Raw genomic sequence first — 14,940 nt, forward strand, 5'->3', positions numbered from 1 at the left:
CGCCTTTCTCTGCACCACGGGGGTGGGACCTGATGACGACGACGATGACGATGACCGACGACCTCGCGGGGCTGCTGCTGCGCCGTCGGCAGAGCGTGTACGTCCCCGAAGGCACCGGACGGTCCGCCGTGACCGACGCGGGGACCGTCGTCCTCGAAGCCGAACTCGCCGACCGCGGACACCTGCTGACCGCCCCGCTGCGCCGCGCGCTGACCGAGCTGTCCGCCGATGACCTCGCGACGACCGGGCGCAAGCTGCTCGCCGACATCGACGCCCTGATGGGCTCCGACCGGCGCCACACCCCGCTGTTCGCAGGGTTCCCCGCCGAGACGGCCTACCAGCCCGCGTTCGAGCGCTACGCCCTCCTCGTCGCCGAGCACCTCGCCGCCCAGCCGCACCAGCCCTGCATGAACTGCGGGAGCACCAAGGCACGCGTGCGCGCGCTCGACCCCTGCGCCCACCTCCTGTGCGACGACTGCCTCGGCGCGAAGCGGGACGTCTGGTACTGCTGCGACCAGTGCTGCGAGTGGTACGAGTGCCCGATCTGCGACAAGCGCTACGAGACCGACGGCCCCATCGACCCCTGGCTCGACACCGGCGCGGGCCTCGACGGTGACGGCGGCCCCGTCCTGCGCGCCCTGCGCCTCGGCGCCCCCGGCGACGCGGCCGCCGAACTCACCGCGCTGCTCGCCCGCCGCACCCCTCTCGGCCCGCAGGACCACGACGACCTCGTCCTGCTCCTCGGCCACCTGGACCCGGCCGCCGCCGCGCAGTGGCTCCCGGCCGCCATTCCGCTGCGCGAGAGCAAGGCACTCGCGCTCGCGCCGCTCCTCGACCTGCCCGACGTGCGTCCCCTGGTCGAGCGGTACGCGGACACGGCCACCGACGTGCTGCGCATCCTCGTCGTACGGTCCGGGGGCGACCCCGACCTGCTCGAACCGCCGCGGCTGCGCGGCCTTCCGCGCCCGGTGCGCCGTGCGCTCCTCGCCCTGCTCGACGGGTTCGACTTCCCGCGCCTCGCCGAGGACATGGCACGCCACCCGCGCGCGTGGCAGCGGGCCGGTGAAATCCTGCACCCCTTCGAGCAGGCCCACCGCCACGCGCGCGTGGCGCTCGCCTTCGCCGTCCTGCGCGGCACCCGCGTCGGCGACGGCGCGCTGGGCGAGACCCTGCTCGCCGAGGCCGCCCGGCACGACGACGTCAGGATCGCCGGTGACCGGCTGCGCGTCGTCACCTGGCAGGCGCGCGTCGAGGAGGCGCTCGGCCGCTGGGACGTCGAGGCGGCGGTGCGGCTGTTGCGCGAGCGCCCCGGTGAACTCCTGCGCCGTCTCGACCTGCTCCTTGCCCGCTCCGGTTCGGCGACGCTCCCGGACACCGTCGGCGAGGCGCTCGCCGACGCCCTGCCGCACTCCGGCCCCGGCCCGCTGCTCGGTGCGTACGGGCGGATGAAGATCCGCGCCGTGCCGGGGCACCGCCGCGTCTTCTTCCCGCGCGGCCGGGTCACCAAGGCGTACGCGGTCGAGGACCACCGGCCGCCGCTGCCCGTCAGGACCGCGGGGCGCGCCGGTGAGCTGATCGAGGCGGAGGCCGTGCGACGCCTCGCCGAGCGGAAGGGCGAGCGGTACGACGTGGCCGTCCTGGACGCCGCGCTCGCCGACCTGCCCGTGCCCTTCGCCGAGCGGGCGTCGGCCGCCTCGCTGGTCGCCGTGCCGCGCGGCAGCTCCCTGCCCGTGCCCGCGGACAGCGAGAACCTGCGGCTCTTCCTGCACTGGATGCAGTCCAAGGGCACGCGCGTCGACCTCGACCTGTCCGTCGCGCTCTACGACGACCTGTGGCGCTTCATCGGCCTCTGCGACTACACACATCTGGAGTACGCGGGCGGCGCGGCCCGGCACTCCGGGGACCTGACCTCCGCACCCGCCCCGCACGGTGCCACCGAGTACCTGGACCTCGACCTGCCGCGGCTCGCGCACACCGGGGTGCGGTTCGTGGTGCCCGCGGTGTTCTCGTACAACGACGTGCCCTTCGACGAACTCCCCGACGCCTTCACGGGATTCATGGCGGTCCGGGGCAAGGAGCGGGCCGTCTACGACCCGCGCACGGTCCGCCAGCGCTTCGACCTCGCGGGCGACGCGAAGCTGACCGTGCCCATGATCGTCGACCTCCGGGCGCGGCGCGCCTGGTGGACGGACGTCACCCTCGCCACGGCGGGCTCCCACCACGCCGTGGGGCGCTACCGCAAGCAGATCGGCCGGATGGGCAACGACCTGCTCGACACCTTCCAGCCGTGCGGCCGGGCCACGCTGTGGGACCTGGCCTGCTGGACGGCGGCGGCCCGCACCGACGGCGACGTGTACGTGCGCGGCCGCGGCCACGTCCTGTGGGGCTACCGCCGTGCCGAGGACGAGCCGCGCGCCGACTTCGCGCTGCGCATACGGGACGGCTGGGAGCCGGACGCGCTGTGTGCGGAGGCGGAGTTGACGGGCCGGACCGCCCTGCTGGCGCTGCTGCACGGAGAGCTGGCGGGCGTGGCGGGCGCGCAGGACGCCGCGTCCGGCACGGCGTACCGCCTCTACCCCGGGCCGGTCGATGCCGCGCCGCTGGAGCGGATCACGGCGGGCGACCTGGCGGCGTGGCTGGAGCCCGCGTGACGGGGGAGTGATGTGGCGGGCGTGATGTGGCGGGCGTGACGTGCGCCGGGTGATCGACAAGGTGTCGGCTCCACGCGGCGGGGCTCGACGCTGCGTCCATTGCCGCGCCGCCGAGCGGGGGCGCATGCTGCCGGGGTGCGAGCGAACCCCGTAGCTTCTCCCGTGTCCCGCCGTTCCCTGCTGCGCGTCCTGGGCGGCGGTGCGACCCTCGGCGCGCTCGCCGGGTGCGGTGTGCCCGCCGCGTACATCGAGCCGGGAGAGCGGGCCGCGGGCGACCGCTCCCGGCAGGACAAGAAGCTGACCTTCGCCAACTGGCCGCTGTACATCGACACCGATGACGACGACAAGACGAAGCGCCCCTCGCTGGACGCCTTCGAGAAGCGGACCGGGATCGACGTCCGCTACACGGAGGAGATCAACGACAACGACGAGTTCTTCGGCAAGATCAGCCCTTCCCTGATGAACCACCAGGAGACGGGCCGCGACCTCATCGTCATCAGCGACTGGATGTGCGCACGCTTCGTCCGGCTCGGCTGGGTGCAGGAGTTGGACCGCGCGCGCCAGCCCAACGTCGCCAAGTACCTCGACCCGCTGCTGCGTTCGCCGCACTTCGACCCCGGCCGGAAGTACACCGTGCCCTGGCAGTCGGGCATCACCGGCATCGCGTACAACAAGCGCAAGGTCGGCCGCGAGATCAAGCAGGTCTCCGACCTCTGGGCGGACGACCTCAAGGGCCACGTCACCCTCCTCTCCGGCCTCGACGAGGCGTTCGCGCTGCTCCTCCAGGGGGACGGCGTCGACATCACGAAGTGGACGGCCGACGACTTCCACCGGATGTGCGACAAGGTCGAGAAGATGGTCGACAGCCACCACATCCGCCGCTTCACCGGCAACGACTACATCAAGGACCTCTCCAGCGGTGACGTCCTGGCCTGCCAGGCCTACAGCGGCGACGTCATCCAGCTCCAGGCGGACGACCCGGACATCGAGTTCGTCGTCCCCGAGGAGGGCGCCGAGCTCTGGGCCGAGTCCCTGATGGTCCCCAACCTGGCCCGCCACAAGCAGAACGCCGAGCGGCTCATCGACCACTACTACGACCCCGAGGTCGCCGCGGAGCTGGCCGCCTGGGTCAACTACGTCTGCCCCGTCCCGGCCGCCCGCGACGTCCTCGCCTCCGCCAAGGACAAGGAGCGCGCCGCCCTCGCCGAGGACCCGCTGATCTTCCCCGACGACGCGATGCGCAAGCGGCTCGCCATCGCGCGGGACATCACGTCGAAGGAGCGGACGGAGTTCGCGAAGCGGTGGAACGCGCTGGCGGGGCTGTAGGCGGCGTCGAAGGGGTCTGTGACACCACACGAGCGGATGGAGAACGGCCCGTCACGCGTGGTGGCCCCGGGTCACTGGCCGAAGGATTGGCCGAAGCCCTGGCGAGCGCCATCGGTGAGGCCGATCGACGAGGCGGTGTACTCCGTCGCGCCGATGGCGGTGATCCCGCCTTTCGCGGCGGGCAGGATGTCGACGCGGCCGTTGTGGGACTCGTCGTCGCCGCCGGAGCCCACGACGAGGTCGGCGCGGTTGTCGCCGTTCAGGTCGGTCAGCTTCACGGCGGAGCCGAAGAAGTCGTATGAGGAGGGCTTGCCCGGCATGCCCTCGGTGCCCTTGAAGTAGGACGTCGCGCCCTTGCCGGAGACACCGCCCTTGCCGCCGAGGAGGGTGGTCACCTGGCCGGTGTGCTCCAGCTCGCCGAGGCTCTCGACGGAGGAGCCGACGGCGAGGTCCGCGTAGCCGTCGCCGCTGATGTCCCCGACGGAGACCGAGACGCCGAAGTAGTCGTCCGTCTCGCTGGAGTCCGGGACGCCGTCGGTCTCCTGAGTGATCACCTGGACGGGACGGGTCGACTGACCGGTCTTGCCGCCGTAGACGACGCTGACCTGACCGGAGTAGACCGGCTCCTCGTAGGTCCACTCCTTGCCGACGACGATGTCCGCGTGACCGTCCTTGTCGAGGTCGCCGACGGCGACATGGCCGTCGGTGGCGGAACGGTTCACCAGGAGCTTGCCGTCGGCACCGGTCAGGTCGCCGGTGCGGCGCAGGCCATTCTTCGTGCCCCGGTGGAGTTCGATCCGGTCGACGGGGCCCGTGCGCCCCGCGAAGACCTGGATGACGAGATCGGTGATGCCGTCGCCTGTCACATCGCCCGAGTCGAGGGCGGTGTGGACGTACGTCTGACCGTCCTTGAGGCCGAGGCTGATCACGGACTTGGCCTTGCCGGTGGTGCGGCTGATCGGCCCGTACAGCACCTCGCCGCCCCGCCCGGTGCTGTAGTCGCCGGTCGCCAGGTCGGTCTTGCCGTCGCCGTTGAAGTCACCGGCCGCCAGCGACGAGCCCCGGCGGACATCGGGGCCCTTGGGCTGGGTCTGCTTCACGGTCACGGCGCCGTGCTTCGTCAGCCCCTTCTTCCCGCCCCAGACGATGAAGGTCTGACCGGCGTTACGGCGGTAGGTGGTGCCGAAGGTGATGTCCTCACCGCTCGCCGAGATCGCGAGGTCGGTGAAACCGTCGCCGTCGTAGTCGCCCGCGACGGACTGGGAACCGAAGCGGTCATAGCCCTCGGTGATGCCGGGGACGCCCGGGGTGTTCTGCGTGATGACCTGGCGCTTGGCCGCGCGCACACCCGTCTTGGAGCCGTACAGCACCGCCACGGCGCCGCCCTCCGCCTTCTCCCCGGAGTTGCCGTGCTGGTTGACGACGAGGTCCCGGTAGCCGTCGCCGTTGAAGTCGGAGACGGCCTGCGCGGCCTTGGTCGTCTTCACGGCCTGCGCCGGTGCGGCGACGGCGGCGGGCGCGAGGCCACCCACCAGGCATGTGGAGACGACGGCGATGGCGGTGTACAGGGTGCGCTGACGCACGATCTTCTCCCACGGTGGTTGCTGCTGTTGCTTCTGTGACTCGCCGAGGAGACCAGCGACCCGGTCCGGAGGTTGTACGAGACGGCGAAGGGCTTGGAACTCCGCACAGGCCCCGCAGGCGCCATGAGATCATCGGGGCGTTCCAGGCTGAGGGGTTGGCGGTGGCTGACGACGCAATCGACGTGGTGATCGCGGACGACGAGGAGCTGGTCCGGGCCGGGTTCGAGCTGATCCTCGACGCCACTGCGGGCATCCGGGTCGTGGGCGTGGCCAAGGACGGCGTCGAGTGCGTCGAGCTGGCCCGACGGCTCGAGCCGGACGTGGTGCTGGTCGACATCCGCATGCCGCGGCTCGACGGGCTGGAGGTCACCCGCATCCTGGCCGGGGAGCGCACCGGCGCCGCCGCGCCGAACGTGGTCGTCATCACCACCTTCGACCAGGACGACTACGTGCGGGACGCGCTGCGCTTCGGTGCCTGCGGATTCCTGCTCAAGGACGCGTCCCCGATGCTGCTGGTGGAGGCGGTGCGGGCGGCGGCGCGCGGGGACGCGCTGGTGTCACCTGCGGTCACCGTGCGCCTGCTGCGCGGTTTCGAAGGCGGGGAGTCGGGACCGGCGCCCTCGGACGAAGCGCCCGCCGGGCTCAGCGAGCGGGAGCTGGACATCGTGCGGCTGGTGGCCGTGGGCCGGACGAACCAGGAGATCTGCGGCGAGTTGTACCTCTCGCTGTCGACCGTGAAGACGTATCTGGCGCGCATCCAGGCCAAGGTCGCGGCCCGCAACCGGGTGGAGATCGCGGCCTGGGCATGGCAGCACGGGGTCATCGACCCGCGGCGCTGACGTCCGCGGGTACCGACAGGGGAATCGCCGCCTCGACCTGCCATCCGCCGTGCGGGAGCGGTCCTGCGTCGAAGGATCCGTCGAGGGCCTCCACGCGTTCGCGCAGCCCCAGCAGGCCGAAGCCGCCGCGTCCACCGGCCGGGACACCGGTCCGGTGCGGGGGCGCGGTGTTGGTGACGGTCACCCGCAGCCAGTCGTCGTCCGCGTCCAGGCGGACGGTGGCGCGGGCCCCCGCGGCGTGGCGCCGGACATTGGTCAGTGCCTCCTGGACCAGCCGCTCCACGGAGACGTCGACCTCGGGGCCGAGCCGGGCGGTACGGGCCGCCGCCGTGACGTCGAGCCGGGCGATCGCTTCGCCGTCGGAGGAGTGCGCGGAGACCAGGTCGCCCAGTTCGGTGAGGAGATCGCCGGGGCGCAGCGCGGGGTGGTTGTCCTCCCGCAGGACGCGGACCAGGCGGCGCATCGACTCCAGCGTGTCCGAGCCGGACCTGGCGATGGTGCGCAGGATGGGTGCCACCTTCTCCGGAGCGGTGGCCTGGATGGTCAGGGCGGCGTTGGCCTGGACGATGATGCCGCTCATGTGATGGGCGATCAGGTCGTGCAGATCGCGGGCGAGCGCGAGCCGCTCCGTCTGCCGCACGTCGTGCACCGCCCGCTCCCTGCGTACCTCCTGGGACCGGATGGCGCAGCCCACGGCGACGCAGATCGCCAGGGCCACGGTCATGACGTAGCCGCCGCCGACGAAGGCGTCCCACGAGCCGATGCGCAGCGGCAGCACGAGGACCGTGACGGCCAGGGCGAGCGTGCACGCGATCGCCCGGACCGGCCGCCAGGAGGCCGCGGTGGCGCGTACGACGAGGTAGAGAAGCCCGCAGGTCTCCAGCGCGCCCCACCACTGGAGCTCGGCGGCATCGATCAGACACCACACCGTCAGGCCCATGGAGATCGTCACGGCGCCGACGACGCGAGCCACCAGACCGGCCGAGCGCGGCACCCCGAGCGTGATCATTGCGATCAGCGGACCCGTGACGAAAACAGGCAGCCAGCTCGTGGGTGACCGGAACGTGGCAGGGCCCTGGAGCAGGATGGCGATGTCGGCGATCCAGGTGAGGGTGAACGCGGCGACACCGCTGATCGCGATGAGGCTGGTGGCGGCCGGGATGCGCGGGTAGTTCCTGTCCACGGTGATCAGCGTACGAGCGTCGGCCGATCCGGGTGTCGGCCGAATGACCGACAGGCGGGCGCCCGACCGGTCCTCGGGACTGACGCCGCAGGCCATGGCCCCGGGAAACCCTGGTGAACACGGCGCCGCCCTGCCGAAGGGCGGCGGCCGCCCGGCGCGTCCGTCGACACCTGTGCGGTGTGCGGACCGCCCACCGGACCGCCCACCGGTCCGCACGCCGCGTCGCACCGACACACAGAAAGCCACCCCATCCCCTCATGGCCACCTTCCTGCACCGAATCGGCCGGGCCGCCTTCGCGCGGCGCCGGCTCGTCGTCCTCCTATGGGTGCTCGTCCTCGGCGCAACAGGCGCCGCTGCCGCCAGCAGTTCCGGTCCGCAGGACACGGCCGTCACGCTGCCGGGCACCGAAGCACAGCGCGCCAACGACCTGCTGGCGGAGAAGTTCCCGGCCGCGAGCGCGGACGGGGCCTCGGCACGTGTGGTCGTACGGGCCCCTGCCGGGGAGAAGATCAGCAGCGCCGCGAACAGGCAGGCGCTCGAAGACACGCTGACCGGAGCGAAGGAGTCCTCCCCGCGGGTCGCGCAGGTCAGTGACCCCTTCACGGACAAGACCGTCAGCGCGACCGGAACCACCGCCTACGCGCAGGTCACCTACACCGCCAAGGACACCGACCTGACCGACGCCGACCACTCCGGCCTGGACAAGGCACTGGAGTCGGGCCGGGACCACGGGCTGGCCGTCGAGGCGTCCGGCAACGCGCTCGAAGCGCCGGTGGAGAGCCACTCGGCCGAGGTCATCGGGTTCGCCCTGGCCGCGGTCATCCTCTTCATCACCTTCGGCTCCCTGGCCGCGGCCGGTCTGCCCCTGCTCACCGCGCTGCTCGGGGTGGGCGTGACGATGTGCGCCATCACGGCGCTGAGCGGACCGCTGGGCCTCAGCAGCAGCACCTCCGGCCTGGCCACGATGCTGGGTATCGCCGTCGGCATCGACTACGCCCTGTTCATCGTCTCCCGCTACCGCGCCGAGCGCGCCGCGGGCCACGACGCCAGGGAGGCCGCCGCCCGGGCCAACGGCACCGCCGGATCGGCCGTCGTGTTCGCGGGCCTGACCGTGGTGATCGCCCTCGCGGGCCTGGCCGTGGTGAACCTCCCGATCCTGACCACCATGGGTCTCGCCGCCTCCGGCGCCGTCGTCGTCGCCGTACTCGTCGCCGTCACCCTGATCCCCGCGCTGCTCGGCTTCTTCGGTGAGCGTGCGAGGGGCAGGTCGCGCTCGCGCTCCGCGCAGAGGCCGTCCGCTCGCGCCGGGCGCACGGGCCTTGCCCAGCGGTGGATCTCCTACGTGCTGCGCAAGCCGGTGCGGGTCCTGCTGCTCGCGGTGGTCGGCCTCGGCGTGCTCGCCGTGCCCGCCACCAAGCTCGAACTCGGCCTGCCGGACGACGGATCCAAGGCGACGTCGTCCACCCAGCGCAAGGCGTACGACATGCTGTCGGAGTCCTTCGGCCCCGGCTTCAACGGCCCGCTCACGGTGACCGTCGACCACCGGGACGCCGACGCCGCCCACGACGGCGCCGAGGCGATGGGCGCGGCCCTCGCGAAGCTGCCGGACGTGGCCACGGTGACCCCGGCCGCGTTCAACAAGGCGGGCGACACCGCCATCATCACGGTCGTCCCCAAGAGCGCACCGTCGAGCGACGCGACGAAGGACCTCGTCGGCGACATCCGCTCGATGGGCCAGGGCGTCGCGAAGGACACCGGGGCGCGCTCGATGGTGACCGGCACGACGGCGCTGAACATCGACACCTCCGACAAGTTCAGCGCGGCGCTTGTGCCGTATCTGGCGCTCGTCGTCGGCCTTGCGGTCCTCGTGCTGATCCTGGTGTTCCGCTCCGTCCTGGTGCCCCTCAAGGCGGCACTCGGGTTCCTGCTGTCCGTCATGGCGGCACTGGGCGCGCTCGTCGCGGTCTTCCAATGGGGGTGGCTGAAGGACCTGATCGGCCTGGAACAGACAGGACCGGTCATGAGCCTGATGCCGATCCTGCTGGTCGGAATCGTCTTCGGCCTGGCCATGGACTACCAGGTCTTCCTGGTCACGCGGATGCGTGAGGCCCACGTCCACGGCGCTGACGCCCGAACGGCGATCACCCGGGGGTTCCGGCAGAGCTCCATGGTCGTCACCGTCGCGGCACTGATCATGATCACCGTCTTCGCGGGCTTCGTCGGCTCCCACGACCCGATGATGAAGGGGCTCGGCTTCGGACTCGCCGTCGCCGTCGCCTTCGACGCCTTCGTCGTCCGCATGGCGCTCGTTCCGGCCGCCCTTGCCCTCCTCGGCGAGCGCGCGTGGCGCCTGCCGGGGTGGCTCGACCGCATCCTGCCCCATGTGGACATCGAGGGCGAGAAGTTGGCCCCCGCCGAGCCGTCGCAGGCGCCGGGGCTCCACGGTCAGCCGAGCCCGGCAGCGGACCGGGAGCACAGCCGACGGTGACATCGGGTGGGGGCGGCGCCGCGGCATCGCCTCCACCTGGCTCCTCCGGCCGTCCGGTGAGACATAGATCACGCCACGGTGACTTGTTCCCGACCTGTTCGTACCGAGCGTGCATACGCGGGTTTGAATGTCCGGATTCCGCGGTCCCTTATGGCGTGGTCCATGCCGTCCCCCGCTCGGCGCACCCCCGTTCCGGTCACGCTCCGTAGACAATTCCGGAACTCAAGCCACACTTGAGCCCCTGCGTAAACGCATTTACCCAATGATCTCTCGCGCTTAAAGTCCGATGCGGCTCGGAAGGAACGCCCGACGTTCCACATCTCCCTAACCCATCAGCGAGGGATTCTGTGAGCGATGTCAACGGCTATCGGCACGCCCACCGGATCGCCATCGTCGGGTCGGGACCGCGGGGGCTCGCCGTCCTCGAGCGCATCGCGGCGCGGCTCCAGAACTCCTCGAGTCATTCCGGAGTGAAAATCCACCTGATCGACTCGACCGAAGTCGGGTGCGGTCGCATCTGGCGCACCGATCAGGACGAGCTCTACCGGATGAATACCGTCGCCGATGAGGTGACCATGTTCTCAGGGCCCTCGGACAAGGGGCCGGTCCGTCCGGGTGCGGGCCCTTCGCTCGCCGAATGGTGGCGGTCCCGGGATCCGCGGGTGGGAAGCAATGAATACGCTCCCCGCAGGATATACGGCCGCTACCTGCGGTTCGTCCTGGCGGCGATAAAGAAAAACCTGTCGCCCACGGCCTCTTTCGAGGGAATTCAGGACCGTGTCATCGATCTGGACCGGGAATCCGAAGTCTTCCAGGTACGTCTCGAAAGCGGACGGACGGTCCAGGCCGACAGTGTCGTCCTTGCGACCGGGCACGGAGTTCCTCGCCTCAAGGGTGCCGAGCTCGCATTCGAGGAATTCGCCGCCCGAAGAAACGGGATCCAGTACGTCCGGAGCGACTCTCCCGCGGAGATGGACCTCGACGGAATTCCCGCGGGCGCACCGACCGGAGTCATCGGTCTCGGCCTCTCGTCCTACGACGTGATGTTTTCCCTCACCGAGGGGCGCCAGGGAAAGTTCCTGGAGGTCGCGGAGAACGAGTACAGCTACCAGCCCAGCGGTCACGAGCCGCTGATCGTCGCGGGCTCCCGCAGCGGGCTGCCGCTGCCCGGCCGGGGGCGGAACCAGAAGGCGCCCGACTACTCCTACCGGCCCGTTCTGTTCAAGGCCGACGAGATCCTTGAGCGTTCCCAGGGCCGCCCCCTGGACTTCCGGTCGGACGTGGTCCCGAGCGTCCTGGCCGAGATGCACCTGGTGTACTTCTCGACGCTGGTGCGCGAAGGGGCGGGAGCGGAGGGAGTGGCCGGAGAGTCCGCGCGGTCCGCGTTCGTCGAGGCGGTCGAGGAGCAGGGGGCCCGTGACGCCCAGTCGATCAGGGAGGTCGCCGAGGCCTTCGGGATCCGCGCCGAACCCGTCGACTTCTTCGCCCTGGCCCGCCCCTTCGACGGGCGCTCCTACGCGTCGCCGGAGGACTTCACCCACCATGTGCTGGCGTTCATGCGCGAGGACCTCCGGCACGCCGAGGCCGGTAACCGGCTCGATCCGCTCAAGGCCGCGCTCGACGTCCTGAGGGACACGCGCAGCGAGATACGCAAACTGGTGGACTTTTCGGGGCTCACCGCGGAGTCGCACGCGAAAGACTTCCTCGGCTGGTTCGGTCCCCGAAGCTCTCTGCTGTCCTCCGGACCGCCGCGAAGACGCGTTTATCAGTTTCTCGCGCTCCTCGAAGCAGGGATCGTGCGCATCGCCGGTCCCGATACCCGTTTCGGTATGAGCGAATCCGCGGGACGGTTCACCGTCGGATCGTCGGCGGTCGCCGGTTCCGAAGCAGAACTCGATGTCCTCATCGATGCCAGGGTTCCGGGTACGGACCTGGCCCTGGACAGCTCCCGCCTCATGGGCAGCCTCCGCGATCGGGGCATATTGACGGAGCACGTCAACAGCAACGGCGAAAGCGTCTTCCGTACCGGCGGAGTCGCGACGACAGGCTCCCCATTCCACCCGGTGGCGCGTGACGGCTCGGCGCCCGATGGCCTGCACGTGCTCGGCATCCCGACCGAGAACACGCGCTGGTTCACCTTCGTCGGAAGCGGCAGGCCCGGTCCCTGGGCCGAGTTCTTCAGTGATGCGGACGCAATAGCCAGACACATACTCAGCAGAGCAGGGTGAGGCATCGTGGAAAACATAATCATGTCGCCGCTCAAGGTATTGCTCCGCAATACACCGCAAGAATGGGCCGAAGCCACCCAGAACACGGCCCATCTGTTGACGGGCACGGACCGCGACCACCCGCCGGAATGGATCAAGGCGCACTACGGTGAGGCATTCCCCGAGATCGAGTGCTTCCCGAATTACGCGATGAACGACCTGGTCGGGAAGCGGGCCGACCACCTGCTCGCGAACGGCGGATTCAAGCGGGTCATCCCCATGGCGGAGGCCGACGTCCTGCGCGCGGCGGCGCTGCGCGAGCGGCACGGACTGGCCGGTATCCGCCCCGAGGACGCCGTCTATATGCGGGACAAGTTCCTCATGAAGCAGTGCGCGTCCGCGGGCGGTGTGCCGGTGGCCGAGTTCAGGAAGGTCCGCAACGCCTTCGAGCTGCTCGACTTCGCCGACGCGGTCGGCTTCCCCGTCGTACTGAAGCCGATCGCGGGCAAGGGCTCGGCCGATACGTACATCCTCGACTCGGAGGAGGAGCTGGACTCCCTCCTGAGCGAGGGGATCTTCGCCGGGATCGAGCGCGAACCGGACATGCTCGCCGAGTCGTTCGTCCACGGGACGCAGCTGCGCGTCGACGGCTTCTACTCCCAGGGCGTCTGCCGCTTCATGAGCGCGGCCCGGTACATCGGCAGCCACATCGACTTCCTGCACGGCGGGTTCATGGGCAGCACGATGCTCGACGCCCGCAGCGACCTCTCCCGGGAGGCGATCGGATTCACCAGGAACCTCCTGGAGAACGTGCTTCCGTTCGGGCCCGAGGGGCTCTTCCACGTGGAGCTCTGGCAGCGCCCCGATGGCCGGCTCGTCCTCGGGGAGGCCGCACAGCGGCTCGGCGGCGGCTCGATCTTCGAGGAGAACCGGGCCGGGTTCGGGGTCGACTTCAAAATGGCCGCGGTCCGTGCGTTCTGCGGGTTCGAACCGTACGACTGGCCGCTGGCGGAAGCCCTGCAGGAGCGGATCTCGGGGCAGACTACGATCTCCCCGCGGCCCGGGGTCCTGACCAGGGTTCCCGAGTCGGTTCCGTTCGACTGGGTCGTCGACTACACCTGCGCCCCCGCCGGACGCCGCTACCAGGCCATGCGGCACACCAACGGCGAGATCGCGACCTTCCTCGTCACCGGCGAGACCAGCGAGCAGGTCGAGGAGCGGCTGCGCGCCTGCGTCGACTGGTTCTACGCGAACTCGGAGTGGTCCGATGCGTGAGGAAACAGCCGAGGGCGGTGAGGTCGTCCGGCACCTGCTCATGATCGGTGGGGCACGCGAGGTTCCGAGGAACTGCCTCCAGGCCGCTCCGGGGCTCCGGATCACCGTGATCTGCCGCCGGGAGGTCGAGGGCAAGGTCTGGGACAGGGAGAACCTGCACCGGCTGCTGATCCTCGACCGCGGGGCGAGCCGGGAGGAGTGGCTCGGCATCGTCCGGGCCGTCCACGAGCACGACCGCATCGACGCGATCGTCAATTTCACCGAGTCCGACGCGGACAGGACCGGATACCTCGCCGAGCAGCTGGGGCTGAGGTGCTACTCCGAGCGGACCGCTCACTGGGTCACCGACAAGCACCTCATGCGCGCCCGCCTCGTCGAGACCGGTGTCGATGACACTCCGGCGACCAAGGTCTTCGGAGCCGACGAGCTCGCCAAGGCCGCAGGGAACCTCGGATACCCCGTCATCTGCAAGCCCGCGGGAGGCATCGGGAGCCTGGGCATCAGCAAACTGACGTCTCCCGCGGACGTCTCCAAGGCCTTCACGTGGAGCACGGAGGGGACCGAGGGGCTGGACGCGGACGAGCTCATCGTCGAGCCCTTCCACCAGGGCCGGGAGTTCAGCGTCGAGTGCATCAGCGAGGCGGGCAGGCACTTCGTCGCGGGGATCACCCAGAAGTCCACCGACCAGGAGAGCTTCGTCGAGGTCGGACACCTGGTGCCCGCTCCGCTGCCCGAGGCGGAGGAGGCGGCCGTCGCCGACACCGTGCGCCGGATGCTGGACACGCTGGAGGTGCGGGACGGCGCGACCCACACCGAGGTGATCCTCACCGGGAACGCCGTCCGGATCATCGAGACCCATCTGCGCTACGGCGGCGACCGGATCCCCAACATGCTCGCGGCCGCGACGGGGATCGACATCCAGAAACTCTGGGCCCGGCAGGCGGTCGGCCACTCGATCACCGCGGAGGCCGAGGAGGCGATGCGGCGTCACCGGAGCGGCGAGCACGCGGAGTTCGCGGCGATCCAGTACCGGTGCGCCGACCGCAAGGGCGTGTTCGCCGCGGTCCACGGCATCGAGGACGCGCGGGGGATGCCCGGCGTGGCGGAGGTCGCCACGGTGGCCGGTGTCGGCCAGCGGATCGGCGATCTCACCGGGTCGCTCGCCCGGCTCGCGTTCGCCTGGGCGCTCGGCGCGACGCCGGAGGAGGCGGCGGAGCGTGCGCGGGCGGCCGTGGACTCGCTCACCTTCGACCTCGACGACGAACCGCTCGACGTCGACGACGAACCGTTCCACCTCGACGACGAACCGCTCGACGTCGACGACGAACCGTTCCACCTCGACGACGAACCGCTCGACCGCGACGACGAACCGGGACGCCGCCCGTGA

At 70.6% G+C, this 14,940-nt stretch carries 9 protein-coding genes; 7 read left to right on the plus strand and 2 right to left on the minus strand.

Annotation, left to right across the window (positions count from 1 at the left end; translation table 11 throughout):
* Positions 1-32 precede the first annotated feature (32 nt).
* On the plus strand, positions 33-2,651 hold the full coding sequence (locus tag ABZV77_RS18175) for an MXAN_6230/SCO0854 family RING domain-containing protein (protein WP_356257322.1): 2,619 nt from the start codon (positions 33-35) through the stop codon (positions 2,649-2,651).
* Between the two features lie 162 nt (positions 2,652-2,813).
* On the plus strand, positions 2,814-3,977 hold the full coding sequence (locus ABZV77_RS18180; RefSeq protein ID WP_356257325.1) for a spermidine/putrescine ABC transporter substrate-binding protein: 1,164 nt from the start codon (positions 2,814-2,816) through the stop codon (positions 3,975-3,977).
* Positions 3,978-4,048: 71 nt separating this feature from the next.
* Here ABZV77_RS18180 and ABZV77_RS18185 read toward each other — a convergent pair whose 3' ends face one another.
* Positions 4,049-5,560 carry an FG-GAP-like repeat-containing protein gene (locus ABZV77_RS18185; RefSeq protein ID WP_356257327.1) on the minus strand — a complete coding sequence of 504 codons (1,512 nt, stop codon included), beginning with the start codon at positions 5,558-5,560 and terminating at the stop codon, positions 4,049-4,051.
* 161 nt (positions 5,561-5,721) lie between these two features.
* On the opposite strand from ABZV77_RS18185, the gene ABZV77_RS18190 reads away from it, so the two are divergent.
* Positions 5,722-6,399, plus strand: a complete 678-nt coding sequence (locus ABZV77_RS18190) for a response regulator transcription factor (protein ID WP_356257330.1) — start codon at positions 5,722-5,724, stop codon at positions 6,397-6,399.
* Here ABZV77_RS18190 and ABZV77_RS18195 read toward each other — a convergent pair.
* Positions 6,380-7,582 (minus strand): histidine kinase, encoded by a 1,203-nt coding sequence (locus tag ABZV77_RS18195; protein ID WP_356257333.1) that lies wholly within the window; start codon positions 7,580-7,582, stop codon positions 6,380-6,382. The two genes, ABZV77_RS18190 and ABZV77_RS18195, sit on opposite strands and share 20 nt — an antisense overlap.
* A gap of 257 nt (positions 7,583-7,839) precedes the next feature.
* On the opposite strand from ABZV77_RS18195, the gene ABZV77_RS18200 reads away from it, so the two are divergent.
* The 4 genes from ABZV77_RS18200 to ABZV77_RS18215 all read left to right on the plus strand — a co-directional run bounded on the left by ABZV77_RS18200 (position 7,840) and on the right by ABZV77_RS18215 (position 14,940).
* A complete protein-coding gene (locus ABZV77_RS18200) occupies positions 7,840-10,071 on the plus strand; it encodes an MMPL family transporter (protein ID WP_356257335.1) in 2,232 nt (743 codons plus the stop codon).
* A gap of 347 nt (positions 10,072-10,418) precedes the next feature.
* Complete coding sequence (locus ABZV77_RS18205; protein ID WP_356257338.1) at positions 10,419-12,299, plus strand: FAD/NAD(P)-binding protein; 1,881 nt, start codon at positions 10,419-10,421, stop codon at positions 12,297-12,299.
* A 6-nt stretch (positions 12,300-12,305) separates the two neighbouring features.
* A complete protein-coding gene (locus tag ABZV77_RS18210) occupies positions 12,306-13,553 on the plus strand; it encodes a hypothetical protein (RefSeq protein WP_356257341.1) in 1,248 nt (415 codons plus the stop codon).
* Complete coding sequence (locus tag ABZV77_RS18215) at positions 13,546-14,940, plus strand: ATP-grasp domain-containing protein (RefSeq protein WP_356257344.1); 1,395 nt, start codon at positions 13,546-13,548, stop codon at positions 14,938-14,940. Before ABZV77_RS18210 ends, ABZV77_RS18215 begins: the two co-directional genes overlap by 8 nt.

This window comes from Streptomyces sp. NPDC004732, assembly GCF_040609235.1.
In the GTDB taxonomy this organism is placed as follows: Bacteria; Actinomycetota; Actinomycetes; order Streptomycetales; family Streptomycetaceae; genus Streptomyces.